We start from the raw sequence: 26,272 nt of genomic DNA, 5'->3' as shown, positions 1-26,272 counted from the left end.
CGCGTGCTTTAAATAGAATAAATAATTGATTTTATGGGCGTTTGAAAAATGAAGTTTTCATATCAGTACCACTAACAAATAACAGCACTGCAACTGTTATGGTTAAAAAGAACTGTTCTGTTTCTGCCCCCCACTGTTCCTCAGGCATAGAATTGCGCTAAATCAATTTTGCCTGCGGAGTTAAGCATGTTCGGTCTTGACGCGTTTCACCTGGCGCGCATCCAGTTCGCGTTTACGGTGTCGTTTCACATCATCTTTCCGGCCATTACTATCGGTCTTGCCAGCTATCTGGCGGTGCTTGAAGGTCTGTGGCTGAAAACTAAAAATCCCACCTGGCGTTCGCTGTATCATTTCTGGTCTAAAATATTCGCCGTCAACTTTGGTATGGGCGTGGTTTCGGGCCTGGTAATGGCCTACCAGTTCGGTACCAACTGGAGCGGTTTTTCCGAGTTCGCCGGGAGTATCACCGGGCCGCTGCTGACCTATGAAGTACTGACCGCCTTCTTCCTCGAGGCAGGATTCCTTGGCGTGATGCTGTTTGGCTGGCAGCGCGTGGGTCCAGGTCTGCACTTCTTCGCCACCTGTATGGTCGCGCTGGGCACCATTATTTCAACTTTCTGGATCCTCGCCTCCAACAGCTGGATGCAAACACCGCAGGGTTACGAAATTATCAACGGACAAGTCGTGCCGGTGGACTGGTTTGCCGTCATCTTCAATCCGTCCTTCCCCTATCGTCTACTGCATATGTCCGTCGCCGCCTTCCTGAGCAGCGCCCTGTTTGTCGCGGCGTCGGCGGCCTGGCATCTATTACGTGGAAATAATACGCCGGCAATTCGTGCCATGTTTTCAATGGCCCTGTGGATGATGCTGATCGTCGCCCCATTACAGGCGTTGATTGGCGATATGCATGGACTTAACACCCTGAAGCATCAACCTGCCAAGATTGCCGCCATTGAAGGCCACTGGGAAAACGTGTCCGGTGAACCGACCCCGCTGTTGCTGTTCGGCTGGCCGGATATGGAACAGGAGCGCACCCGCTACGGGCTGGCAATACCCGCGCTGGGCAGCCTGATTTTGACCCACAGTCTGGATAAACAAGTTCCGGCTCTGAAAGCATTTCCGAAAGAAGATCGTCCTAACTCCACCATGGTGTTCTGGTCATTTCGCATTATGGCGGGGCTGGGGATGTTGATGATCTTGCTCGGCACATTTGCCCTGTGGCTGCGCTACAAACAACGCCTGTATACCTCGCGTCCTTTCCTGCGCTTCGCACTATGGATGGGACCCTCCGGTCTGATTGCCATTCTGGCCGGATGGGTGACCACCGAAGTCGGTCGTCAGCCGTGGGTTGTTTATGGCCTGCAACGGACGGCGGATGCGGTTTCCGCACATGGCGATTTGCACATGAGCATCAGCCTGATGGCCTTCTTTGTGGTTTACAGTTCGGTCTTCGGTGTGGGCTACAGCTACATGATCCGCCTGATCCGTAAAGGACCGCAGGAAGATGACCCGACGAGTCCGCCAACGGGTACTCCTGCACGACCGCTTTCCGCTGCGGTCCTCGATTCTCAACCGGAGGCACATCGCTAATGGGTATTGATTTATCAGTTATCTGGTTCGTTATCATCGTGTTCGCCACGCTGATGTATATCGTGATGGATGGTTTCGACCTTGGGATTGGCATTTTATTTCCGGCCATTCAGGACCCCGACGATCGCGATGTGATGGTCAACAGCGTCGCGCCGGTCTGGGACGGCAATGAAACCTGGCTGGTGCTGGGGGGCGCAGGCTTGTTTGGTGCCTTTCCGCTGGCCTACGCGGTGATCGTCGATGCGCTGACCATCCCCTTAACCCTGATGCTAATCGGCCTGATTTTTCGCGGTGTGGCCTTTGAGTTTCGTTTCAAAGCAACGCCCGCACACCGGCCATTCTGGGATAAAGCGTTTATATGCGGTTCAATCCTCGCCACCTTTACCCAGGGCGTTGTCGTCGGTGCGGTGCTTAATGGATTCTCAGTCAGCGGACGCAGCTACAGCGGCGGACCTTTCGACTGGCTCACCCCTTTCACGCTGTTTTGCGGCGTGGGCCTGGTGGTGGCCTATGCGCTGCTGGGTGCGACATGGCTGGTGATGAAAAGCGAAAATCCACTACAGGATAAAATGCGCAACGCCGCCAAAAAACTGCTGCTGGCGTTGCTGGTCGTCATTGCCATTATCAGCCTGTGGACACCGCTGGCGCACAGCGCCATTGCCGATCGCTGGTTTAGCCTGCCAAACCTGTGGTTCCTGATGCCGGTTCCACTCCTGGTCGCGCTGATCAGCCTGTGGTTGTGGCGTTCGCTGGGCCAGCAGCACAGCCATGCACTGGCGTTTATCCTGACGCTGGGGCTAATTTTCCTCGGTTTCAGCGGACTGGGGATCAGCATCTGGCCGCATATCATTCCACCGTCCATCACCCTCTGGCAGGCGGCAGCCCCGCCACAAAGTCAGGGCTTTATGCTGGTAGGTGCCTTGTTGATTATCCCAATAATCCTCGTCTACACCTTCTGGAGCTATTACGTTTTTCGCGGCAAAGTTCAACCTGGTGAGGGGTATCATTGATGCAACAATCAATCTGGAAACGCCTGATGTGGTTGGTGATCCTGTGGGGCGGCAGCGTGCTGGCCCTGGCCGCTGTTGGCATGGTCTTCCGTGTGCTGATGACGGCTGCAGGTTTTAAGTCCTGAGTCTGCATTCATATTGGTCGGGTAGCGTAGCGTTACCCGACAGCTAAAATCCCAACGTTATATAAACAAAAATGCAATAACCGGCGAATTGATGAAACACCGATTGCCTTTAACCCGATTAAATAATGAAATAGTAACCCGACGAAATTACAGCAATTTTTGTTAAAACGTACCAGAGGGTGAATGATGTTTAAGAAAGGGTTAACGGTGTTATTGCTGACCAGTGCGCTTTTTTCTGGCCAGCTTTTCGCTACTAATCAGGGACATGAATATCTTCAGGTGCAGGATGCCGATCACTTATTACGTCACACGGCTGACAGCGATGAACTGCGTATGACGGCGGAAGAATCCGCCGCCGATCTCCGCGAACACCATCACTGGCAAAAATCGCGCAAACCCGATACCCATCAAAGTTAACGCTTAGCCTTTACGCTTCGGCAGCGTTTTCATCAGTTCATCCGGACTGACGGAAGCCACGATGCTGCCCGGCAACGGCATTTTCAGAATGTGATGTTTCATCTTGCCGATGACGTGCATTTCGCACGGTCGGCAATCAAATTTCAGCGTCAGCACATCGTCACCGTTGACCAGCTGCATTGGCGTTGCTTTCCAGCTTTTGATGTTACCTTTGGCCTGTTTTGGGCACAGATTAAAGGCAAAACGCAGGCAGTGCTTGGTGATCATCACCGGCACCTCGCCTTTTTCCTCATGCGCTTCATAAGCAGCATCAATCAGCTGAACACCATAACGGTGATAAAACGCGCGCGCTTTATGGTTATAGACGTTTGCCAGAAAACTCAGATGCGTTTGCGGGTAAACCGGGGCCGGGTCGGCTACCGGTTTGCGGCGGCCACGCTGGTAACTGGCCAGTCGCGCTGCGTCCAGCATTTCAACGGCGTCACGACGCAACTGATTAAGCTGACCGTTCGGCACAAACAGTGCGCCCGGCAGATTCACCTGAATATCACGGGCGTAATACAGCGTCTGCCCAAGCTTTGCCAGCCCCTCCTGCAAATTGCTCAGCGCTTTTTCCGCGTTGTTCGCTTCCTCAAACTGGCCATCCAGCGTGTGGGTGATGCTCACGCCCTCTTCGCTGGTGAGCGTCAGGATCAGCTGTTCCTGCCAGCCGCCCAGTTCAATATCGACCGCCACGCGACGTTCGCTGGACGTTTTGGTCAACGCCTGCTGCCAGTTATGATCGAGGTTACGATTCAACGGATGATGCGGACGCACTTTATGCAGATCGGCCGGCATTTCATTCGGCCAGACCCGATAGCGGTTGTTCCCCGTTTTCTCGACGGTATTGGCGCGAAATCCAACCACATCGCGTTTGATCAACACGTTCAGGCCATCGCCGTTAGCCAGCGGCTCCGTCACTGCAACATCAAGGTGATCTTTTGCTACTTTCAGCACTTCGCCTACCGGCAAGCCGATAAACTTCGGCGAGTCAAATGCACCGATATCCCCTTTGCGGGCGGTGACAAAGTAATCTGTGCTGCCACGGTGGAACGTTTTGTCCGTTGAGGGGGTAAAGAAATGTTCTGTACGACCGGCTGAGGCACGGGCCAAATCACCGCGCTGTTCGATAATCGCATCCAGCATCTGGCGATAATGGGCGGTGATATTTTTCACGTAGCTCATGTCTTTGTAGCGGCCTTCAATTTTGAAGGACCGCACGCCTGCGTCGATCAACGCGCCCAGATTAGCGGTCTGATCGTTATCTTTCATCGACAGCAGGTGTTTTTCGTATGACACCACCCGCCCCTGATCGTCTTTCAGGGTATACGGCAGGCGACAAGCCTGAGAGCAGTCACCACGGTTAGCGCTGCGCCCGGTCTGGGCGTGGGAAATATAGCATTGGCCGGAATACGCCACACACAACGCACCGTGAATGAAAAACTCAAGGGTCGCGTCGGTAGCCTGATGGATGGCGCTAATCTGTTCCAGACTCAGCTCGCGCGCCAGTACAATCTGGGTAAACCCAACATCACCGAGAAACTTAGCCTTCTCGACACTGCGAATATCACACTGGGTGCTGGCATGCAGCTCAATGGGCGGAATATCCAGCTCCAGAATCCCCATATCCTGTACAATCAGGGCATCAACGCCGGTCTGATACAGGTCGGTAATCAACCGCTGAGCGGGTTCCAGCTCATCATCGTGTAAAATCGTGTTCAACGTCACAAAGATTTTTGCCCCATAGCGATGGGCGAAAGGCACCAGTTCAGCAATATCCTTCAGGCTGTTACTGGCATTATGACGTGCACCAAACCCCGGTCCACCAATGTAAACGGCATCTGCGCCGTGCAAAATGGCTTCGCGCGCAATCGCGGTATCACGGGCCGGGCTTAACAATTCAAGACGATGAGGTTGCTGAGGCATACGGTTGTTACCATCCAAAAGCGGTAAAATGGCGGCTATTGTAGTCAGAAGCGCGACGTTGCGAAATAGTTTTCCCTATTAACTCCGTGGGTAATGGATGAGCGAATGAAAGTGAACCGGCAGTTCACTGCTGTTCCGATAACTGTGTGCGGTATCCCCGGCAAAACGCACCCCCTCACCGGTTTTTAACGTTCGCCATCTGCCGTCAATGTCCATATCCAGCAGGCCATTAATCACCACCACATGTTCAATAACACCGGTCTCATGCGGGGTAGATTCGCTAAGCGCTCCCGGTGCCAGCAGTATCGAAAAATGGTCAAAGCAGAGCTGTGGATCCCACGGGAACAACGGCGTGACGATCATCGCCTGCTGCTGCGGGTCGAATGCGGGCGTGCTCTCCGCTTCCGGCGGCGTGATAAAGCTCGAAAAGGGAACGTTCAGCCCGGTGGCGATTTTCCATAATGTCGCCACCGTTGGGCTGGATTCGTTGCGCTCAATCTGCCCCAGCATGGCTTTTGACACGCCGGTCTCCTGCGCCAGACGTGCAAGGCTCCATTCCCGCTGCTGACGTAACGCCCTGAGCGTGGTCGCCAGATAGTGGGTAACATTGTCCATTCGTTATCTCCCTCGATCTCATGTGGCAAAGCACTAGACTATCACTTGTACGCTATAGCGCACAGTGCTACAGTGGCCGACCGTTATAACGCACGCGGAGCCGCTATGCGCACATATTCACTCCCTCTGCCTACCGTACTGTCTGGTTTTGTTGCTGTGCTGGTCGGCTACGCCAGTTCAGCGGCGATTATCTGGCAAGCGGCGATAGCCGCCGGGGCAACTACCGGGCAAATTGCCGGCTGGATGACCGCGCTGGGCATCGCCATGGGCGTCAGTACGCTGGCATTAACGTTATGGTACCGTGCGCCGATATTAACCGCGTGGTCAACGCCCGGTGCAGCGCTGCTGGTCACCGGTCTGCAGGGTGTCACTATTCAGGAGGCAATTGGCGTATTTATTGTCGCCAATGCGCTGATTGTCCTGTGCGGCGTGACAGGATTGTTCGCCCGACTGATGCAAGTCATCCCTCACTCGCTGGCGTCAGCGATGCTGGCTGGGATCCTGCTGCGTTTTGGCCTACAGGCATTTAATAGTTTGAACAACGAGCTGCTCCTGTGCGGCAGCATGCTACTGGCGTGGTTGGTGCTCAAAGTTGTCGCCCCGCGCTACGCGGTCATTGCTGCGATGTTGGTGGGAATAATGATTGCTTTGATAAAAGGTGACGCTGTCACTAACAACATCACTCTCTCACCGGTGATGCCGGAATTTATCGCCCCCCATTTTTCCCTCGCCCACAGCATCAGTATTGCTTTGCCGCTGTTTCTGGTCACCATGGCCTCGCAAAATGCCCCCGGCATTGCCACCATGAAGGCCTCCGGCTATTCATTACCCGTTTCGCCGTTGATCGTGTTCACCGGCCTGCTGGCGCTGTTGTTTTCCCCGTTTGGCGTCTACTCCATCTGTATTGCCGCCATCACCGCCGCGATATGCCAAAGCCCGGAAGCGCACCCGGACGCCCAGCGACGCTGGTTAGCGGCCGCTGCCGCGGGGGTTTTCTATCTGCTGGCAGGCGTATTCGGCGGTTCAGTGACCGGGTTAATGGCGGCCCTGCCGGTGAGCTGGATCCAGATGCTGGCCGGTCTGGCGCTGCTGGGGACGATTAGCGGCAGCCTGTATCAGGCGCTGCATCAAGAAGCCGAGCGTGACGCGGCGATAATCACCTTTCTGGTCACCGCCAGTGGTTTGACGCTGCTGGGGATTGGATCTGCATTTTGGGGATTAATTGCCGGAGGGGTGTGCTACACGGTGCTGAGATTAGCGCGCCGCACGTAGCTGCGAGGGCGTTTTGCCCGTCACCTGCTTAAAACGGTTGCTGAAGTGGCTGGCGGAGCTAAACCCGCAGGTCATCGCGATATCAGACAAGCTGCGGGAAGAGTAACAAACCAGCTGCTGCGCCAGCGCCATACGGCGCTGCATGACATACTGATGGGGCGCCATGTTCATCGACTGGCGGAACATTCGGGCGAAGTGAAAATCGCTCAACACCGCTTCACCTGCCAAATCGCTCAGGGTGATGGGGTACGCCAAATGCGCGTCGATATAGGCCAGCACATTACGCAAGGTGACGGGCGCGAGTCCGCCCGTCACCACCGGCGGTCGCCATTGTACGTTACTGTAATGCTGGATCAGGTGCGTTAATAACAGCGAAGATGCGGCGCTCAGCGTGAGATGGTTAGCAGGCTGTTGCCAGTCATTACCAAGCAGAAACTGGCGGTACACAGCGGTGATCCCCGGATCGCTGCCGAAAGTATGTTCGTCCAGCGTGACGCTATAAGGGCTCTTATCCCAGACTTTCTCCCCCACCTCACGCAAATGCGCGTCGGTGCAGTAGAGATGCACAAACGACAGATCGTCGCGGATATCCCAACTGGATTCACTCTCTTTGGGCATCAGGCAGAAGCGGTCCGGGCCACCGCCGTTCTTCCAGCCGCCCGCCGTTTTGTGGTAACTCTCATAGCCATCTGCCACATACAAACTGAGCGTATGGTGATCGCAATATTGGGTGATGGTATCGCGTTTGTTCGACCACGCCGCCAGCTGGATCCCAGAATGTAACGCAACCGATTCATGCAGCACGGCATTATGTTTGCGTAAGTTTTCAAAGGCATCGTAGGGCTGAGGCATACCATCACTTTCAAAAGACGTTGTGAGCAGACTTTCAGTCTATCTCAGCAACAGGGTGTTAACAGCCCTCTTTTCCGCTTTGCATAAAAAAAAGCGCAAGATTTTGCAAGTCTCCCGCAATCGGATGAAAGCGCCCTCGGAAGTGGCGTGGCACAGTCTGCCTTTGAATAGGCAAAATGAGAGCGATGTATGAACGCACTGTTGTACAGTCTGGTGGTGGTGATATGGGGCACGACATGGATTGCCATTTATCTGCAACAAGGCCCGGTTGCCGCCCCTGTTTCTATCTTCTGGCGCTTTGCCGTTGCCAGCACGGTGATGATAGTCATTCTGCTGGTCAGCGGAAAATTGCGTAAGCTTTCCGCACGTGACCATCTGTTTTGTTTGTTACAAGGCGGCTGCGTTTTTTGTTTTAACTTCTGGTGTTTTTACACTGCCGCCGCATGGATCAATACCGGACTCGAATCGGTTATTTTCTCAATGGCAGTCCTGTTCAACGCGGTTAATAGCTACTTGTTTTTTGGTCAAAAACCGCCGCGACGTTTTTATGTCGCCGCCGGACTGGGCCTGACAGGCATCGTCACCTTGTTCTGGCAAGATTTAGTCAACAGCGGGTTAAATCATTCACTGCTGCTGGGCATTGGCTTGAGCGCCCTCGGCACGTTTGGTTTCTCACTGGGCAACATGATAAGCCTGCGCCATCAGAAAAATGGCCTCGAGGTGATGACCACCAACAGCTGGGCGATGTTATACGGCACCGTGTTGATTGCTACCATTGCCCTGGTGCGCGGCGACAACTTCACACCTCAGTGGACCTTCAGTTATCTTAGCGCGCTGTTGTATCTGGCAATTTTTGGTTCGGTGATTGCCTTTGGCGCCTATTTCACGCTGGTCGGACGTATCGGTCCCAGCAAGGCGGCCTACAGCACGCTGCTTTTTCCACTGGTGGCACTGACGCTGTCTACGCTGTATGAGGGGTATGTCTGGCAGATTAATGCCATTGCCGGATTAGTGCTGATTTTACTGGGGAATTTGGTGATGTTCACCCGCCCGGAAATGCTGATGGGGAAACTGCTGTACCGCCGCCGGGTCGCCTGAAAAAAATCGCACCATCCGCAGAAAGCAGACGGTGCGTTTTTCATTATTGCTTTTTATTTACGTCAAACATGGAGGCATCGGTCGCCATGTCATCAACAACTTTCTTCAACGTTTCGAACGCCATCGGCGTACTCTCGTTATTCAGATCTTTGCCTTCGCCCTTACGGACAACTTTAATTACCGGCTTATTGGTTGCCGCATCGATCAACTCACCCTCAAAATAGAGGTGGGTATCCATGGTACGGTGCCCTGTTGCCATTTGTGTACCGGCAACAACCAGTGCAACCGGAACCACTTCATAGAATTGCAGCCCTTCTTTACTGGTATCAACACCAGTGATCGCCCCGCGGAAAATCAAAGTACGTGGGCCAGGCGTTGTCACCAGCGGCTTACGCTTACCAATGGAGGTTTTCATTTGAGTATTGGTATAGCTCAGCAGCCTATCAAGAACCTGTTGTCCAACCTGAGTGGTTGGTTTAGGAACCGGATAATACGTAATCGGGTTATAAACGATATTGTCGTATTTAGATTCATTAAAGCTAGGGTCAACCCAACGAAGCACCGGTTGCCCCGTTGCTGATTTAGTTTCCTTCAGGCCAGAATAGTCTTTTAAAAACCCAGAGTATTTCTCCGGCTGAGTCACTTTTGATGCACAGCCAGATAATGCCAACAGGCCAGTAAGCACTGCAACTTTAAATAAAGTTTGAGTACGCATGAAACGGTCCCTTTAGTTTTCGCAATGGTGCCTGAAAAGAATAGCAAATCAGAATCATTTTGGATGCACTAAAAATGGTAAGGACCGCACAATTTTATCTTAACGTTATCTTAACGTTCAGCACAAAAAAAATGCTGAACGTAGAAAGGCTTATCACAAATGGGTAGGTTAACCAGCTTTACGCGCCAACATTGTTGCAAAGCGCAGTTTAATACGGTTGCCGTTCTCATCCGTACGATGAAGTTCACCCACATCTTCGTTATATTTCAGCAGATCCCATCCGGTGTAATAGCGGCGTAATTCTCCGGCTTTAAACGCAAACGGGAACCCAACGGTGCACGGAAAATCATCGGTATCCATTGCCGCGACGATCAGGTTATATCCACCCGGTTTGGTGCAGCGTTGCATATTTTCAATCAAGCCCGGGATAGTTTTTGCTTCGAGGAACATCATCACCACGGTTGAAAGAATAAAATCATATTCACCGTCAAAGCGTAACGCATTGAGGTCCGCTACCTCAGCGTGCAGATTGGTCAGCCCTTCCGCGTCTTTAATGCGCTCAAGGTTGGCAATGCTCATTGGGTTTTTATCCCACGCCGTCACGTCATAACCGTTAGCCGCCAGGTACAGGCTATTACGACCATTCCCACAGCCTAAATCTAATGTTTTGCCTGGCGTAACAATTTTTGCCGCCTCGACAACATCGGAATGCGTGCGGGTTAAATCATATTTCTCAGTAAAGTAGTTTTCGTCACAACGGGTCATTATTTATCCTCAGATTTCAGTAATGCTGCACGCTCCGTGCGAATAAGCAGTTTTCCCTGCATCAGCAATGCAAACGTGCGTATCAGTAATAGCGCAATGATAAAATTGGTAAAAATAAACAGCGGGATCGCCAGCGTATGAAAAAAACCTGACTCGCTGCCGTGGCCTAAATGCAGCCCCGTCGTTGCCAGCGCCGAGACGCCGAACGAGAAGCTCCAGAATGATGCATTAAACGGCTGAGACAGATACCACGGCATGAGACGCAACATGAACAGCAGTTGCAGCAGGCCATAGCCGAACAACATTTTTGCCAGCGTATCGCCTTCGCCACCGTTGACGCTGAGCCAGGCACTACAGGCCACCAGCGCCGGAGCCAGTTGAATACCCAGCGAGGTACGTAATACCGCCGGCAGTTCACCAGAACTGCGTAAACGCTGCAGAATAACCGGCTCAAGGCTTAACCAGGAGAAGACGCCCGCCCCGAGAAACACCAGCCCGGCATCAGTGTAACCAAGCGCGCCGCAGGCCATGGCGCTGATAAAGTTATTGGCCACGGTCGGCAGATACAAACCCGGCGTGGTAGCTTCTTCCGGATGAGAACCCCGCCACAGCCCTGCCGTTTGCCAGGCTGCGTACGACAGCTGGATCACCACCCCAATACCAAACAAGACCACGGCTAAGGGCCGGCACCAGGGAACGAAACCAATCGCCACCAGCATGGTGGTGGCAGGGAAAAGACTGACAAAGCTGCTCATCACCGGGTGGCGTATTTCCGCCAGCACGCTGTGGGGAAAACGCACCAGACGGGTCATAAATGCCAGCGTCAACAGCCCCCAAATGACCATCGCGAGGATCACCAGACCGTCACCTATCCAGTGACTCACCGGCCATATCTGACTGGCATATCGCCAGGCAAAACCCATCCCGATGGTTCCCAGTACCATGCCAAAATAACCGGCCGGAAGATTAAGAACTCGCTCACTGTATTTGTTATTACTCATTTTGTTTATTTTTTAAAGTATATTTGAAATACATTTTATGGAATTTACGGCTGTTTAGCCAGTGCTGAAAACTTTGCTACGTTTAACTAAGGTGCGCAACTGGGAAATTCTTTATGACCAAATACCGTCTGAGCGATGAGCCACGTTCCTTCAGTTATCAGGATAATGGCCACAAAAAAAACGTATTGCTACACCAGGTCATCGCCCTCACCGACTTTAATGATGTGCAAGCCGGTACGCCAGGCGGCTGGATTGACGACGAAAGCGTGCTGGCGCAAAACGGTGATTGCTGGATTTACGATGAGAATGCCATCGCCTTTGCCGGGGCGGTTATCTCCGGCAACGCCCGCATTACCCGTGCAAGCGTGATCAGAGAGGGGACGCAAGTTGGCGATAACGCATGGATTGACCAGGCAGAAATCAGCCATGGCGCAGAAATACGTGACAACGTCACGGTCAAAGATTCGACTGTCCGTGGGGAATGCCTCCTTTCCGGTGAGGCTCGCGTGTTGAGTGGTTCAGAAATCATTGCCGCCAAAGGATTAACCCGTGAAAGCGACCAGATTTTGCACATTTATGACCGCGCAACCGTCAGCAACTCGCGCGTTGTGCATCAGGCGCAAATCTATGGCGACGCTGTCGTCAATTATGCCTTTATCGAACACCGCGCCGAAGTTTTTGATTTTGCGCGAATAGAAGGCAATGAAGAAAATAACGTCTGGATCTGCGATTGCGCGAAAGTTTACGGCCATGCTCGGGTTACCTCCGGAACTGATGAAGATGCCATTCCTACCCTGCGCTACAGCTCACAGGTGGCGGAGCACGCCGTGATCGAGGGTAACTGCGTCCTGAAGCATCACGTGCTGGTTGGGGGGCATGCGTGCCTACGCGGTGGCCCAATCCTGCTTGACGATCGCATTCTCATTGAAGGCCACGCCTGTATCCATGGCGAAGTGCTGATCGAACATCACATTGAGGTTACCGGCCAGGCTTGCATCGAGGCCTTTGAGGGCGACGCGATTCATCTGCGCGGCCCGAAAGTGATCAACGGCGAGCAACGTATTACCCGCACGCCTCTGGCTGGCTTATTCTGAGGCGCAATCAATGATACGGGCGTAGAGATTCACATCATGGTACTCACCGTTGAGGAACTCCGCCTGCTTCAGACAACCTTCCAGCAGGAAACCATTGCGCTGTGCGACCTGATTGCTTTCACGGTTATCTACTCGGCATTTAATGATAAAACGGCGGATCTCACCGCGCTGCGCGTAATGTTGAATAAACGCCTGTAGCGCCCGGGACAGTATGCCTTTCCCCTGATGTTCTTCATCCAGCCAGTAACCAATATAGGCAGCTTTGTTCAACGGTTCGATCTGGTTAAACGAGATCACCCCCACCACGTTCTGCTGTTCAAAAATAAGGAACATTTTGGCGTAGCCGCGCTGGTGCAGCATCATATTGCCCTGCACGTTCTTGCGTGTGTCATCCTCGGATTCGACAAACTGTGGCCAGTTCAGCGACTGCTGCAGCCAGCGCTTATTTTTGAGTACCAGTTGATGCAATGGCGTGACGTGTTGCTCTTCGACTGCCCGCAGTTCCAGCGTGTCGCTGACGGGGATGACTTCTGGCATGTTTATCTCCTTCACTTTCGTTAACGGGGCATTTCTGACTGGCATCCGCAGATATTAATCTATTTATCACCCCGGACATCATACTTTTATGCTGTAACAGCAATCACTTAGCGACAATCTACCGCGCTGAACCCGCTACTCTGATTAACCGGGCATCCTCATGGGGATGATCCGCAATGATGACAATAATACCGCTATTTTTTTGCTAAGGAGCAAGCATGGCAGCACCTTTGGGTCGTTTAGCACTTATCCCGCTGTTTCTGATCACCGCCTGTCACCAACCCGTTCCCACCTCGCAGACCGGTCCCGTGCCTTATGCGGTTAGCAAGCAGGTGGTGGTGGATAATACCACCCTGGAGATCTCCCGCAGCGCGCTGGAATATAATATCCACAAAGTTCAGCAGTTGCTGGGAGATAAAACTCGCTTGTGCGCCATTCTCAAAGGCGATGCGTACGGGCACGACCTGTCTCTCGTCACGCCGGTGATGATGCAAAATGGCGTGCAGTGTATTGGCGTCGCCAGTAATGAAGAAATCAGCATCGTGCGTCAGGCCGGTTTTACATCACAACTGATGCGCGTGCGTAATGCCACGGAAAAAGAGATGCGTCAGGCGGCAGATTTTGATACTGAGGAGCTGATTGGCAATCTGGACATGGCGAAACGTCTGAGCGCCATTGCTCAGGAGAAAGGCAAAACCATCCGTATTCATCTGGCGTTAAACTCTGGCGGGATGTCGCGCAACGGTCTGGAAGTCAGCACGGCGGCCGGACTGGAAGAAGCCCGCGCTATTTCGGCCTTACCCGGACTGAAAATTGTCGGCATCATGTCGCATTTCCCGGAAGAAGATGCCGCGGTGGTCAAGCGCGATTTGGCCCGCTTCAATATCCAATCAGCCCAGGTTCTCAAGATTACCGGACTGAAGCGCGAAGACGTGACGTTGCATGTGGCCAATACCTTCGCCACGCTGACCGTGCGTGAATCATGGCTGGATCTGGTGCGCGTTGGCGGAATTTTTTATGGTGATACCATCGCCAGCACAGAATACAAACGCGTGATGACGTTTAAATCATCGATTGCGTCGGTAAACCATTACCCGAAAGGTAATACCGTCGGCTATGACCGTACATATACACTCAAACGCGATTCCGTTCTCGCTAACATTCCGGCAGGTTATGCTGACGGCTATCGTCGCGTGTTCAGCAACGCAGGACATGTGCTGATCCGCGGCCAACGGGTACCGGTGCTGGGTAAAACGTCAATGAATACGCTGATTGTCGATGTGACCGATTTGCCGCTGGTGACCTCTGGTGATGAGGTGGTGCTGTTCGGTAAACAGGGCAAGGCACAGGTTAGCGCAGAGGAAGTGGAAGAAATCAGCGGTGCGCTGTTCACCGAAATGTCGATTCTATGGGGCGCGACGAACAAACGGGTTATGGTCGATTAAGTCTTTGACAGGAAGGGCTTCCCATTTTTTGCGGAAAGCCCTTTTACACAGTGAGAGCCGTACTATTTAGCTCTCACTGACACTCTCTTTTTGCAGGATTTTGAGCAGGTCTTCCTTCAGGTGAAGTTTCTGTTTCTTCAGGCGAACAATATCCAAACTGTATCCCCGACCATCCGAACCTTCCAGTCTGGAAATCTCATGATCAAGGCTGTTGTGTTTTTCGAATAAAGACAGAAAGCGAGGGTTCTCGGATTTCAGTCGGGAAATGAGGTCTCTGTATTCTGGAAACATACTTTCTCCCTGTTAGTGGACAAAAAGCGTGTATAAGAAATACACACCTTCAGCTTACCCATTTGACATAGGGAAAAATGCGAACAGGATCGAGTAAATAGCGTACAGAATGTTTCAGCAGAGATGAGGTCTGTGACTCCCCTTCAGGAGAGCCACAGACCGTGCGATTAACGCATTTCGCGGTCGTCAACGTACTGACGTTTATCCGGTGCTGGCGGGAAATACTGATACAGCCAGGTCTCGCTGATCGCATCGCCCTGACAACGCAGGAACATGCGCATATCTACCGGATCGGTTGAGTCAGAGGTCGGATACCAGTCAAACTGAATACGATAGCCATCGATCGGCTCAACGTAGAGGATTTCAATCTGCTTCGCTTCGCCGCTGGAGAGCGTAATCACCGGCTCAATACCTTTCGGCGCAGCGGCTTTCAGATCGCCACCGACGAAGTCAACGGCAAAGCGGCGCGCCCATTTTTCCGGGTAATGCTCGCCCGGTGCCCACCCTTCCGGGAATCCTCCCATGCCAGTGCGGGTTGCCAACACGCGCGCCAACGGTGAGCGTACCGGTGGCTGTGCGCTCCAGTACAGGCGATATTTGAACTCCAGATCGTCACCAGCTTTGATCGCCTTCTCCGGCTGCCAGAAGCAGACAACGTTATCCAGCGTTTCACCGGTGGTTGGGATCTCCATCAAGCCAATGGTCCCCTTGCCCCACTGGTTACGCGGCTCGACCCACAGGCTTGGGCGCTTATTGTACCAGCCCATGATGTCCTGATAGTGGGAGAAGTCACGATCCAACTGCAACAGGCCAAAGCCGCGCGGGTTGTTATCGGTGTAGGCATTGAACTGCAGTTTTTGTGGATTGTTCAGCGGACGGCAGATCCACTCCCCGTTGCCGCGCCACATTGCCAGGCGGTCGGAGTCATGGATTTGCGGGTGAATGGTATCGCACATCCGACGTTCGTTATTACCGCAGCTGAACATGCTGGTCATCGGCGCAATGCCGAGCTGTTTGATGTCTTTACGGGCGTAGACATGGTTCTGCACATCCATGATCACCTGCGTTTTCTCACAGTGGATCACAAATTTAAACGCACCGGTTACGCTTGGGCTGTCGAGTAGCGCATACACCGTAAAGCTGGTCGCACCCGGTTTGACCGTTTCGAACCAGAACGCGGTAAAGTCAGGAAACTCTTCTTTGCTGTCGGTATAGGTATCCACCGCCAGGCCACGCGCAGACAAACCGTACTGATAGGTGTCATCGACGGCGCGGAAATAGCTGGCACCGAGGAAAGAAACCACATCACGACGGGCCAGTTCTGGCGCTTTAAACACGCGGAAACCAGCGAATCCGAGATCGGTTTGCCCTTCGAGCTGTTTGGTATCTACGCCCGCATCGTTGTATTTGAACAGTTCAGGGCGGAAGTGGATCTCACGCGCCAGATGCGTACTGTCATCAACCGAGAACATGCGCACGCGGCGACGAAACCCCATGCCAACATGGAAAAACTGCGCGTCCAGCTGACGATTTTCAACGTTATTCCACAGCGACTGCTCGGCGTCGTACTGAATACTGTTGTAAGCCTGAGGCGTGAGTTTCGCCAGCGTATCCGGCAACGCGCGCGGCGCACCGCCCCACGGTTTTTGTGCCAAATCATGGGCCATTGATTGCAGTACGGAAAAATCAAAACGTACGGTTTTTCCGTCTGCAATGTCAGACTCTGCCGCATAGGCAGCACGGGAAAAGAGTGATGCAATACCACTGGTTCCGCACACGGCGGCCATTGCCATTGAACCTTTAATAAATCGTCTACGATTCATGCCTGAAAGTAAGTCCTTCTGGTCGTGTGAATGGTCCCGCGCCGGTCAAAATCTGCGGCAAGAGAGTGCACATTTCTGACCGCTCACTCTAGACAAAATTCATTAATAATCCAATTGTTGGTCGCCGATTATCTGTACAAAATCGAAAATATATTATGTCGATGGGAACAGACCGAATCCCGTGTAAATTCCATTAAAGTAAACCACAGCGCCGTTTACTGCGCTCTTCAGCCTCCCGATACAGCACAAACTCATCATAAACCGCACAGCCCAGTGCCTGTTCAAACGCATCCCGACTGGCGTTACCATGACTGCGCGCCTGGGTTTCATTGCCCAGATTAGACTGGAAAATGCCCGCAGCGCTCACCGGTAAGAAATCTTCGTAGGTGATCGGTTGAGCCACCAGCCAGCCTCGTTCGATCAGCGGCTGCGGGTCATCCTCCGGTCGGATCGCCTGACGATGCGCCTCGCCCGACGGCGTTAGTCGATAGCGGAACCAGGCCAGCCCCTGCTGGCGTAGCAAAAACTCACTGTCAGGGAAGGCTTTAAACACCTCCTGAAGATGTAGCTGGTGCGTCAGGTTGTCTTTACCCGTTCCCGCGTGACTCAGAAGTTCATCATATAACTGCCTGCCTTTTGGGGTCAGCGCCACGCCGCGCTGTTCAATCTCGCCAAAACGTGCAGTGTGCGTACCACGCATTTCACCGGCAAACAGCACCGCCTCCTCCAGCGCTTTAAAGCTGGTCTGGCGCAGCAGAATAGGCACCTCGCGCCGCGGCGGCCCTTCAATAAGGATTTTCGGTTCAATGCCACATTCCGGCATCATCGACTGCACACGGTCGATATCCAGCGTGCGTGGCGTCAGGTGGTTGATGTGGCAACCGGGGAAACACACCACATCAGCAATCAGTCGATGTTCGTTGTGTAGCGCGTGATAGGTCTCTTCATCTACCGTAGCATGCTGATGCCAGCGGAAGGTTTCCAATGCTTCATGCACAAATTCCTGAGCCAGGGCAGATGTAAAACTACCCTGCGCATCAAACTCGTCCAGTAATTCGTGGCAACGGCGCGTAAAAATATCGCGTTTTGCGAGAATATCCGCAGCCCGCTGGCGTAATGTTACGTTATCGATCAACTCGAGGCGCAATAGCGAGGTAAACACCCGAAACGGATTACGCGAAAGCGAAGCATCATCGATGGGGCGAAACGCCGTGGAATGGACGGGAACGCCCGCCTGGGAGAGATCGTAATAGCTGACCGGGTACATGCCCATAATGGCAAACATCCGCCGCAGCGTGGACAGTTCCTGCGCGGTCCCTACCCGGATCGCACCGTGCCGCTCAACGTTAAGACGCGCTAACTCATCCGCATTGGCCAGTTTTTCATGCAGCGTCGGATTATTTTCCAGTACCGCCAGATTCACATCAGCGACAAGTTCCAGCAACGTGCCGTACTGCGGGACTTCCTGCTGGTACATTGCTGACATTGCCTGCGAAAATTGTTCCCGAATCTCATCTGCCGTGATGGTGTTCGCCATAATGTCATGCCTCCAGTGAATATTACCTGGAGTGTAGAGAACGCTACCGAGTCCGGTGGGAAGAATTTACAATCTGTGATTAGCACCCAAACTTTTGATAAGCACGGAGACATTAAAGATCCAGCAATCATGCGGGTCACACTGGAATCATAGAAAACACGAGGCGATTCAGTGTACCCTACCCTGTGACATGGCCTACAGGTAATCGATCACTCTTGCTAAACTATCTCGTTCTCTCACCGTGATAATCTCCTGTTATCACTTCATCGTAGACATATCACACACTTAGCCACACGCACCCTATGTTATGTGCATGCCTCTTGTATGTTGTGTATTGAGTAGTCCATATCATACACAGGTGGGTATAGATTTACTTGTAAATAACTCACGCGTTATAAAACCCTCCCCGTACTACATGCCTCATTGCCATCACATACTGGCTAACACAATACGCGGGAATGCACCACTCAATACCTCCGTGGTTTACCCGTTGATTTACCCATTGAAAGTTAACAATCATGCAGAGCATGAATGGCACTTAAAATAGAACATATATCAACCACAATTAGCCATTCGTGCTCATATCATATGTTTCACTATGTTTATCATTGTGTTTGCTTTTGTGTTTATTGATAATGCACTTCCCCCGTCACTGATGACGGCTAACTTTGAATGCCATGCAATGATTAAGGTAACAGAGTCAAACATCAAGCAAGTGCAAGGGGCCATTCGTGCAGCTACTGATAAGCGTGGTTTTGAATACGTTGTTGCTTCCTTCAATGCGTGTCAAGAACGAGGAGAAATGGATATTGTGTTTAATCTTCCTGTTGGTGAATACCGTCGTTATGCTGCCCTGTTAGCTGATCTTGTTCGCATCGAAAAACAGATGATAGACATGATTTCAGCTACAGCAGCCGTAATGTTGTAGAGGTGTACACAATGAATGTGATAGCGGGTGATGTTACTATTCATCCTGTTTCATTTATCAATCTTGTTGTGGTCGCTTTTTGGCAAATTATTGAAGATGTGTTTATCTCATATGATGACGGAATGACAGAAACCTATCTGCACAATGCAACTGTACTTATTCAAGATAAGAAGGAAGAAAGTCTGACTAACTCACTGATAACCACTCTGATCACGCCTATGTAGAACATAATGGACAAGTTCTAACTTATGTTGATATACAAGGTAAAACTAAAGCACCAAGTGAATAAGCAATTAATATTGTTCAAGAGTTTCTATATAAATAAATCTCAACAGAGGATTTGAAGTTGGAGGCTGGTATGTTCTCGTGAGCTTTATTATGTTCATGGAATATGGAAGTGATCGTGTTTATTGGTGGTTATCTTGGCTGACAGACGATCAATTTTATATGGCTGGTTTAGGCGCGGGATTTATTGCTCTAATTGCTTTCATTCCTGCTGTTTGGGTTGGTGCTCTTATGGCTATCACAGCTTCAATTACTTATGTGAAAGACGGCATACGATAAATAAAACGATAAATAAAGAATTAATGATGATAGCACCCTATTAATCCTAAATGGAGTTTTCATAATGTTTAAGAAATCAGTGGTTGCAATGTTAATTGTTCTTCCAATGTCTGCTTTTGCTCATGGTCATGGTGGTCATGGCGGAATGGGTGGTCACAACTTTGGTGGTCATGGTCATGGTGGTAATATTGGTCATGCGTTTGGTAGCCACTCCTTCGGTGGTAAACTGGCAGGGCGTATGAACGCTAGTGGCGGATTCACTGGCTTCTCTAAAGGTTCTATCAACATGAGCGATCATCCTGTTGCTCAGAACATTGCAGACCATACCACTCATACCGCGTCTTTTAAAGACGGCACTTTCATGGGCACAACTACCACCACCATTGGTGATATAACTCGTGAAACTTCTACAGTTGTGTCTGCTGATATGCGTTCTCACACTAAAGCCATCACTAACGGTGAAGTATCTCATGTGAGTATTCGTAGCTATGCTGACGGTATTGGTGGTCTGAGTGTTCATGCTACCAAAGACGGCGACACTGCGATTGGGACAGTGAAAGCATATAACGATGTAGCAAATGCTGGCGTCGTTAACCACATGCTGAAATCTGGTGACATGACTCGTGTTGCTCAGACAGCAATCGCACCAGACTTCCGTAGCCGTACGGTAGCGGTTCGTGACGATACTGGCGTAACTGTCCACATGCAAGGTTATGTGGGCAATGAGCAGGCTGGTATTGGTTATAACAAGCATGTTGCCACCTATGGTGAGTATGGCTTTGAACGTTCAGTGAATACGCTGGGTATTGCAACTGTCGGCATGTATGGTCCAGCTCACTATGCTGAGAAAGTTGCCAACCTGAAAACTGGTACAGTGAAAACGATCACTGACATTACACCACCTGCACCAACTCCTGTGGTGATTCACGTTGTTCCACTGACTCCTGTTGTACCACAGCCAACTCCGGTTGTTATTCATGTAGCACCAGCAGCCGATGTAACACCTGCTGTCGATCCTACTCCAGCAAATGTTACTACTGTGTACAACGATAAACACGGTGATAGTGTCATCTTGTATTGGAATATCTAACTAAAAGCACTGTTTTATACAACATTAGGGCTGGAGAAATCCGGCCTTTTTTTTAGTGGAAATAAATTTGTGAATGGAGATATTGCAAATGATGCTTAATGCGGGTGATTTTCTAAAATTGATTAATCTTGATCCATTTAAGAAATCTAACAATGAAGCAGGTGTGTCTGTTTCTCGTGGTGTTGAACTGGCTAAGCTGCGTGATGCTGTAAAAGAGAAACGTGTTAATTTGCGAGTTCTCTTGAAGTGGTTAAATGCTTCTGCTGGCTGTCGTTTACAAGAACGTTGGTTAACTAACTTCTTCGCTAACGAGCTAGGAGTCTCTCAGCAACGTTCAGGCAAGAGTAAAGAGGACAAGCTAAAGGAAGAGGTTAACCGCCTTACGGAGCTTCTCAGAGCGTCACAGGAACAGAATCAGATGATTGCTATGGTTGCTTCTGAGGACAATCAGAAATCTATTTTTGCTGGTATCGTGGAAAAGATTGAACTTGAGACTCAAGCAGAAGTAGCAGCCTTTGTAGAACAAGCTGCAACACGAGCTAAACAGAAAGCTATCGATCAGATGAAAGCTATCTTTCCAGACTGGGAACCAGCAGAGGACGCTTGAACGTAAAAGGCAGTGTGTATTAACATACGGCCTTAACTTTTTAGGGGCATATGATGAAGAACGTTAATTTAATATTGCTCGGAGATAGCACACAGCCACAAGAGAAGCGTATGAAGGAAGCGCTCAAGATAAGCAAGGGTGTGAAACCTGCTGCTGTGTTGGATGCTGTGAAAGAAGCATATGATGGTACAGGGAAGAAACCTAGCCTGAACTATGCACAGCTTGCACGATGGAGAAAGGGTTTAACCTACTATCGCTCACCTCCTACTGTAGACGCTATAGATCCCTATACAGAATTATTTACTCCCCTGTACCAACTGCTAGAGAATCCAGTGGTGGTAGCTTCCATCGATGTAGAAGAATTCGAACAACGATTAAGAAAGCAGGTTGAAGAACGTGAACGGCTATTGAGTACGGCAAGACGGGAAGAAGCAGAACGTATTATGAAAGAATCAGAAGAACGTGATCATAATAGGTTGATGGAGGAATTAAGTAAGCTGATGGATAAGCTGAGAGAGCTTAGGAAAGATTAATGCACATTTTTGTGCATTTAGAATAGTTGAGAAGGGGTAGCCTAATATTATGGTTCCCTTTTCTGTTTTTATTTCACCGGAAAGAGTTTTGATACTACTACTGCGTTAATTATTCCCCTTCTTACTACCGCACTGATAAGCACATTCACCGCTGTGAGAATTATCACACCGCCTACATGATGAATAGCTTTGGCTATGAAAGATCAAAATGGTATAGAGTCCGAAGGACGACTAACCAGACAGCCTACAGAGCGTTTAAATGATGCAAGGCAGGCAATCACCTTACCTACTCACAAAACCGCTTAAAATGGCTTAATTTCAATGGACAAAATTGTCCAGAGAAAACTATTCTTTCTCGGGGATTTCCCCGAGAAAGTGAGGAGTATTCATGCTAGACAAATTTGTCCAGCGCTATGAATACTACGTACTCCTGTGTATGTTCTTGCTTGCTGCTATCACAACAGTTTCATACAATAACTACCTGCACAAGCTCGCAACTGGTTGTTTTTAATATTCATACCGAATATCAAACTGTGATCCCGCATGAATTCCCCCCACCCGCGTAGACGATGAACGGTGCTTACTGGCGTGGTTTCAAATGGTTTTCCAGCCACGGCAGCATCTGTTTTTTACGACTCAGCATCCCTTCAACCTTGCAGGGCTGCGCGATATCTGTCAGTTCTTTTCCGGCAAACCACAGGCTGGTGTCGCCTTTGTTGATATCCGTCAGCATCAGCACGACCAGCGCAGCATGGTGTTCCTCAGCATAGCGCACCATTTCCGCACGCAAATCGTCCAGCACCGGCGCCACCTGATCCAGTGCGTAAAGCTCGAGCTGCGCCACGCAGACCTGGTGCCCATGAATCGTGAACGTTTTGCAATCTTTATTGAGAAGTTGCCGGGCGCTCATCCCCTCCACGCTGGTTTTAGCTGATAGCAGGTCGCGGCAGAATGCCTCCCGATCAACTCCCGTTTTTTCGACCAACGCGTCCACCGCCTGGCAGTCGTCTGCCGTAGTGGTAGGTGAGCGTAGCGTGACAGTGTCACTCAAAATGGCCCCCAGCAGCAACACGGCCTCGGAGGAAGAGATCTGGCGACGCTCCTCTTCCGACATCAGTTGCCATAACAGCGTCGCGCTACTGCCGACCGGTTTCACCCACACTTCCGGCGGTAAACGCGTCATCAAACCGCCGAGGCGGTGGTGATCGATAATACCAACGACATTACTCTCAGCCAGAGAGTCTGGACCCTGAGCGGGTTCAGTAAAATCCACCAGCCAGACATCTCTGTCGGTCAACGGAAACGTCAGCAGTTCGGGCATCGAGAGTCCCGCGTGCTCAAAGATAAATTGTGTTTCACGGTTAGGTTCACCCGCGCGCCATGCCGTCGCCTGCTGGCCGCGTAAGGTTAACCAGCGCGCAGTCATCGCGGCGGTGCAGATGGCATCGCTATCGGGATTAAGGTGCCCTATGACATGTATCATTAATCAGTGCCTTGTAATGTGAAGAGAACAATAACCAAAGTATAACGATCGGGTACATTCCCTTCCATGATCCCGCTGCGCAGTCAGGCAGTACAAAACATAAGCAAAATAAATCAGTTGTAAGTAAAATACGATAAATGTTAATAATATTTTGCTATCAGGTTATCAAAAACCAACAACTTTACTTGCTACCGATACGGCTCTGTTTTTAACATCGCTTATGGAAAAAAATGTTCTGTTCAATCAGCGTATTCGCTTGCGCCATCTTCACACTTTTGTCGCCGTTGCCCAACAGGGGACGCTGGGGCGCGCGGCTGAAACCCTAAACCTGAGTCAACCGGCTCTCTCCAAAACACTCAACGAACTGGAGCAACTGACCGGGACACGCCTCTTCGAGCGCGGTCGCCTTGGTGCGCAGTTAACGCTACCCGGCGAACAGTTTCTTACCCATGCGGTAAGAGTGCTGGACGCACTCAATACGGCCGGTCAGGCATTAAATCGTCGGGAAGAAGCACATAATGATGTCGTGCGCATCGGGGCACTACCGACGGCTGCACTGGGTATTCTTCCCGCCGTCATTGGTCCGTTCCACAAGCAGCAAATGGAGACCACGCTGCAAGTTGCCACCATGAGTAACCCGATGATCCTCGCTGGGTTAAAATCCGGGGAAATCGATCTCGGCATTGGCCGGATGGCCGATGCGGAACTCATGGTCGGGCTAAACTACGAATTATTATTTCTCGAGTCGCTCAAGCTGGTAGTACGCCCTAACCACCCGCTGTTGCAGGAAACCATCACGCTAAGCCGGGTGATGGAGTGGCCGGTCGTGGTATCGCCAAAAGGTACCGCGCCGAGGCAGCATGCGGAAGCCCTGCTGCTAAGCCAGGGGTGTGAACTGCCGCGAGGTTGTATTGAAACGCTGTCGGCATCGCTGTCGCGCCAGTTGACAGTGGATTACGACTACGTATGGTTTGTGCCGTCAGGCGCGGTGCGGGAAGATTTACGCCAGGCCACACTGGTGTCATTACCGATACCGTCGCAAGGATCCGGCGAACCCATTGGCATTTTGACCCGTAGCGACGTTCAGCTCTCTACCGCCGCACAGATCCTCATCGCCGCGATCCGCAAAACTGTCCCGTTTTGATCTTTCCCGCCGCCAAAAATAAAGGGACCCGCGGGTCCCTTTATCGTTAAAACGTTTCCCAATTCTCACCGTGGGATGGCGACGTTTGCGGCGACGAATAAACCGGTGTGGCAGCAAGGGGCGCGCGTTTTTTCACGCTGCCGCCCTGCAAGCGAAAGGTGCCAACCGCCTGGGTTAAACGTGCAGCCTGCTCCTCCAGCGAGGCCGCGGCAGCAGACGCTTCTTCGACCAGCGAAGCGTTTTGCTGCGTGACTTTGTCCATCTCTGAAATCGCCTGGCTCACCTGCACGATGCCCCGACTTTGCTCATCGGAGGCGGCAGCAATCTCCAGCATAATATCGGTCACGCGTTTTACCGCATCGACGATATCCGTCATGGTATTGCCTGCAGCCACCACTTCCCCGGAGCCTTGATCAATCAGCCGTACGGATTCGCTGATTAATCCTTCAATCTCTTTTGCTGCCTGGGCACTACGGCTTGCCAGTGTACGCACTTCGCTGGCCACCACCGCAAAGCCGCGCCCTTGCTCGCCTGCTCGCGCCGCTTCCACCGCCGCATTCAGCGCCAGGATGTTGGTCTGGAAAGCAATGCTGTTGATGACGGCGGTAATTTCAGAGATTTTCTTCGAGCTAGTCGAAATGTTGCCCATGGTATGCACCACGCCAGAAACCATCTGACCACCCCGGCTGGCTTTGCCGGAAGCATCTTCCGCCAGTTTGCTGGCATGATGTGCATTATCGGCGTTCTGTTTCACCGTAGCCGTCAGCTCTTCCATACTGGCCGCCGTCTGTTCAACCGCCGCAGCCTGCTCTTCCGTACGCGATGACAGGTCCGTATTCCCCATAGAGATTTCACTGGTCCCGCGATAGATTTCTTCTGCCCCCTGACGCACGGTTCCCACGGTTTTTACCAGCGAATGCTGCATGGCCTGCAAATGACGGCTCAAACGACCAATCTCGCTGCGCCCGGTGGGCTCATCCTGCATGGTCAGATCGCCCGCTGAGATTTGCTCAATGCGTTGGGCGGCACGCAGCAGCGGATGGATCACGGTACGACGCAGCACCATAAACGTCATCAGCGTCAATGCCAGTGCCAGACCGAATGCGCCCAGCATAAAGACCATGCCAATTTGTGTCCGATGATGGGCCTGCTCACTGAGCTGGTTCGCCCTTGCGGTGCGGATCTCAATGGCCTTCAGCAGCGCTTTGTTGTAGGCGGTATCCAGCGGTCTGGCCTGTTCATTTTCATGGTTAATGATCGCTTCAAACATGCCGTTTTTGGCGTACTTGAGCATCGGCTGCAAACCGTCGATATAGGCTTTGAAACTGGCGCTCAGTTCAGCGTCCAGCGCTTCATCTGCCGGCGTTTTCACCACCCGAGACAGATAGGCATTAAAGCCCTCCTGCGACTGCTTAATCCGTTTTTCCGCCTCCGCAATATTGGCCTTCATATCGTCCATTTCGGCAATACGACTCGCCGCACCAGCATGGATCATATTGATACGCGAGGTGCGCAAGTGGTTAGAGCTGTTCGATAACCCCATCCTGACCTGAATTTCATCAGTCACATCGCGCTGATCGCGGTCGGCCTGCATAAGAAAATAGCTCGCCAGCCCGGAACTTAAGGCGAACAGCAGAAGGATGCCACCGAGAATGGAGGAAAACAGCGGAACCAGTCGGATTTGATGCAGGAAGCCCAGTTTATGCTGGGCCTGCATCGATGTTGTGTTGTCCATGACCGTCGACTCTCTTGTAGGGTTTATGCGTGAAAA

The 26,272-nt window shown here is 51.6% G+C and carries 27 protein-coding genes; 15 read left to right on the top strand and 12 right to left on the bottom strand.

Going from position 1 to position 26,272, the window contains the following annotated elements:
- The first annotated feature begins 186 nt into the window (after positions 1-186).
- From AC3ITF_RS10340 to AC3ITF_RS10325, 4 genes are all read left to right on the top strand, one after another.
- A complete protein-coding gene (locus AC3ITF_RS10340; protein WP_489176392.1) occupies positions 187-1,590 on the top strand; it encodes a cytochrome ubiquinol oxidase subunit I in 1,404 nt (467 codons plus the stop codon).
- Positions 1,590-2,600, top strand: coding sequence for a cytochrome d ubiquinol oxidase subunit II (cydB, locus tag AC3ITF_RS10335; protein ID WP_115258450.1), 1,011 nt, complete (start codon positions 1,590-1,592; stop codon positions 2,598-2,600). Before AC3ITF_RS10340 ends, cydB begins: the two co-directional genes overlap by 1 nt.
- On the top strand, positions 2,600-2,725 hold the full coding sequence (locus tag AC3ITF_RS10330; protein WP_096756972.1) for a DUF2474 domain-containing protein: 126 nt from the start codon (positions 2,600-2,602) through the stop codon (positions 2,723-2,725). The genes cydB and AC3ITF_RS10330 overlap by 1 nt, the downstream gene beginning before the upstream one ends.
- Positions 2,726-2,911: 186 nt before the next feature.
- Complete coding sequence (locus tag AC3ITF_RS10325; RefSeq protein WP_096756971.1) at positions 2,912-3,142, top strand: DUF2554 family protein; 231 nt, start codon at positions 2,912-2,914, stop codon at positions 3,140-3,142.
- 3 nt (positions 3,143-3,145) lie between these two features.
- Here the strand turns inward: AC3ITF_RS10325 and AC3ITF_RS10320 are convergent, their stop codons facing one another.
- Entirely contained in the window at positions 3,146-5,107 is a 1,962-nt protein-coding gene (locus tag AC3ITF_RS10320) for a peptidase U32 family protein (RefSeq protein ID WP_489176391.1), read from the bottom strand.
- 78 nt (positions 5,108-5,185) lie between these two features.
- Positions 5,186-5,722: a helix-turn-helix domain-containing protein gene (locus AC3ITF_RS10315; RefSeq protein ID WP_115258447.1), complete on the bottom strand. Its 537-nt coding sequence runs from the start codon at positions 5,720-5,722 to the stop codon at positions 5,186-5,188.
- A 105-nt stretch (positions 5,723-5,827) separates the two neighbouring features.
- Here AC3ITF_RS10315 and AC3ITF_RS10310 point away from each other — a divergent pair, with 105 nt between their 5' ends.
- Complete coding sequence (locus tag AC3ITF_RS10310; protein WP_489176390.1) at positions 5,828-6,994, top strand: benzoate/H(+) symporter BenE family transporter; 1,167 nt, start codon at positions 5,828-5,830, stop codon at positions 6,992-6,994.
- Here the strand turns inward: AC3ITF_RS10310 and AC3ITF_RS10305 are convergent.
- Positions 6,977-7,846 carry a helix-turn-helix domain-containing protein gene (locus AC3ITF_RS10305; RefSeq protein ID WP_489176389.1) on the bottom strand — a complete coding sequence of 290 codons (870 nt, stop codon included), beginning with the start codon at positions 7,844-7,846 and terminating at the stop codon, positions 6,977-6,979. The two genes, AC3ITF_RS10310 and AC3ITF_RS10305, sit on opposite strands and share 18 nt — an antisense overlap.
- 189 nt (positions 7,847-8,035) lie before the next feature.
- Between AC3ITF_RS10305 and AC3ITF_RS10300 the strand changes: the two genes are divergently transcribed.
- Positions 8,036-8,944 carry a DMT family transporter gene (locus AC3ITF_RS10300; RefSeq protein WP_096756966.1) on the top strand — a complete coding sequence of 303 codons (909 nt, stop codon included), beginning with the start codon at positions 8,036-8,038 and terminating at the stop codon, positions 8,942-8,944.
- A 43-nt stretch (positions 8,945-8,987) separates the two neighbouring features.
- On the opposite strand, the gene AC3ITF_RS10295 is transcribed toward AC3ITF_RS10300, so the two are convergent.
- The 3 genes from AC3ITF_RS10295 to tehA form a co-directional block, all read right to left on the bottom strand.
- On the bottom strand, positions 8,988-9,659 hold the full coding sequence (locus AC3ITF_RS10295; RefSeq protein ID WP_115258444.1) for a DUF3313 domain-containing protein: 672 nt from the start codon (positions 9,657-9,659) through the stop codon (positions 8,988-8,990).
- Positions 9,660-9,827: 168 nt separating this feature from the next.
- Positions 9,828-10,424: a tellurite resistance methyltransferase TehB gene (gene tehB, locus AC3ITF_RS10290; RefSeq protein ID WP_117342834.1), complete on the bottom strand. Its 597-nt coding sequence runs from the start codon at positions 10,422-10,424 to the stop codon at positions 9,828-9,830.
- Entirely contained in the window at positions 10,424-11,425 is a 1,002-nt protein-coding gene (tehA, locus tag AC3ITF_RS10285) for a dicarboxylate transporter/tellurite-resistance protein TehA (protein ID WP_115258443.1), read from the bottom strand. The genes tehB and tehA overlap by 1 nt, the downstream gene beginning before the upstream one ends.
- Before the next feature lie 113 nt (positions 11,426-11,538).
- Between tehA and ydcK the strand changes: the two genes are divergently transcribed.
- Positions 11,539-12,519 (top strand): YdcK family protein, encoded by a 981-nt coding sequence (gene ydcK / locus AC3ITF_RS10280; RefSeq protein WP_489176388.1) that lies wholly within the window; start codon positions 11,539-11,541, stop codon positions 12,517-12,519.
- On the opposite strand, the gene rimL is transcribed toward ydcK, so the two are convergent.
- Positions 12,511-13,056: a 50S ribosomal protein L7/L12-serine acetyltransferase gene (gene rimL / locus AC3ITF_RS10275; protein WP_117342836.1), complete on the bottom strand. Its 546-nt coding sequence runs from the start codon at positions 13,054-13,056 to the stop codon at positions 12,511-12,513. The genes ydcK and rimL overlap by 9 nt on opposite strands.
- A 218-nt stretch (positions 13,057-13,274) precedes the next feature.
- On the opposite strand from rimL, the gene alr reads away from it, so the two are divergent.
- Entirely contained in the window at positions 13,275-14,501 is a 1,227-nt protein-coding gene (alr, locus tag AC3ITF_RS10270) for an alanine racemase (RefSeq protein ID WP_137362267.1), read from the top strand.
- Between the two features lie 66 nt (positions 14,502-14,567).
- On the opposite strand, the gene AC3ITF_RS10265 is transcribed toward alr, so the two are convergent.
- The 3 genes from AC3ITF_RS10265 to hglS form a co-directional block, all read right to left on the bottom strand.
- Complete coding sequence (locus AC3ITF_RS10265) at positions 14,568-14,792, bottom strand: HP1242/YdcH family protein (RefSeq protein ID WP_003833168.1); 225 nt, start codon at positions 14,790-14,792, stop codon at positions 14,568-14,570.
- A gap of 167 nt (positions 14,793-14,959) precedes the next feature.
- Positions 14,960-16,615, bottom strand: a complete 1,656-nt coding sequence (locus tag AC3ITF_RS10260; RefSeq protein WP_096756958.1) for a glucan biosynthesis protein D — start codon at positions 16,613-16,615, stop codon at positions 14,960-14,962.
- A 193-nt stretch (positions 16,616-16,808) separates the two neighbouring features.
- Positions 16,809-18,152 carry a 2-oxoadipate dioxygenase/decarboxylase HglS gene (gene hglS, locus AC3ITF_RS10255; RefSeq protein ID WP_115258439.1) on the bottom strand — a complete coding sequence of 448 codons (1,344 nt, stop codon included), beginning with the start codon at positions 18,150-18,152 and terminating at the stop codon, positions 16,809-16,811.
- Between the two features lie 598 nt (positions 18,153-18,750).
- Here hglS and AC3ITF_RS10250 point away from each other — a divergent pair.
- From AC3ITF_RS10250 to AC3ITF_RS10225, 6 genes are all read left to right on the top strand, one after another.
- Positions 18,751-19,080, top strand: coding sequence for a hypothetical protein (locus tag AC3ITF_RS10250; RefSeq protein ID WP_115258438.1), 330 nt, complete (start codon positions 18,751-18,753; stop codon positions 19,078-19,080).
- Between the two features lie 11 nt (positions 19,081-19,091).
- Positions 19,092-19,304 (top strand): hypothetical protein, encoded by a 213-nt coding sequence (locus AC3ITF_RS10245; protein WP_489176387.1) that lies wholly within the window; start codon positions 19,092-19,094, stop codon positions 19,302-19,304.
- A 142-nt stretch (positions 19,305-19,446) separates the two neighbouring features.
- Complete coding sequence (locus tag AC3ITF_RS10240; RefSeq protein ID WP_489176386.1) at positions 19,447-19,644, top strand: hypothetical protein; 198 nt, start codon at positions 19,447-19,449, stop codon at positions 19,642-19,644.
- A gap of 64 nt (positions 19,645-19,708) precedes the next feature.
- The gene (locus AC3ITF_RS10235) at positions 19,709-20,734 is read left to right on the top strand and encodes a hypothetical protein (RefSeq protein ID WP_115258435.1); all 1,026 of its coding nucleotides are present in this window, start codon (positions 19,709-19,711) and stop codon (positions 20,732-20,734) included.
- An 88-nt stretch (positions 20,735-20,822) separates the two neighbouring features.
- Positions 20,823-21,341: a hypothetical protein gene (locus AC3ITF_RS10230; RefSeq protein WP_135911999.1), complete on the top strand. Its 519-nt coding sequence runs from the start codon at positions 20,823-20,825 to the stop codon at positions 21,339-21,341.
- A gap of 50 nt (positions 21,342-21,391) precedes the next feature.
- Complete coding sequence (locus tag AC3ITF_RS10225) at positions 21,392-21,874, top strand: hypothetical protein (RefSeq protein WP_135911998.1); 483 nt, start codon at positions 21,392-21,394, stop codon at positions 21,872-21,874.
- Positions 21,875-22,454: 580 nt separating this feature from the next.
- Here AC3ITF_RS10225 and AC3ITF_RS10220 read toward each other — a convergent pair.
- Complete coding sequence (locus AC3ITF_RS10220; RefSeq protein ID WP_181689077.1) at positions 22,455-23,357, bottom strand: manganese-dependent inorganic pyrophosphatase; 903 nt, start codon at positions 23,355-23,357, stop codon at positions 22,455-22,457.
- Positions 23,358-23,577: 220 nt separating this feature from the next.
- Here AC3ITF_RS10220 and AC3ITF_RS10215 point away from each other — a divergent pair, with 220 nt between their 5' ends.
- A complete protein-coding gene (locus AC3ITF_RS10215) occupies positions 23,578-24,501 on the top strand; it encodes a LysR substrate-binding domain-containing protein (protein ID WP_117342843.1) in 924 nt (307 codons plus the stop codon).
- Positions 24,502-24,547: 46 nt separating this feature from the next.
- On the opposite strand, the gene AC3ITF_RS10210 is transcribed toward AC3ITF_RS10215, so the two are convergent.
- Entirely contained in the window at positions 24,548-26,236 is a 1,689-nt protein-coding gene (locus tag AC3ITF_RS10210; RefSeq protein WP_489176385.1) for a methyl-accepting chemotaxis protein, read from the bottom strand.
- Between the last annotated feature and the right edge of the window lie 36 nt (positions 26,237-26,272).

The sequence above is a fragment of the Citrobacter sp. KH_055_1 genome, from assembly GCF_057838705.1.
The sequence above is the reverse complement of the archived record's forward strand: the minus strand, read 5'-3'. Positions and strand labels throughout refer to the sequence as shown.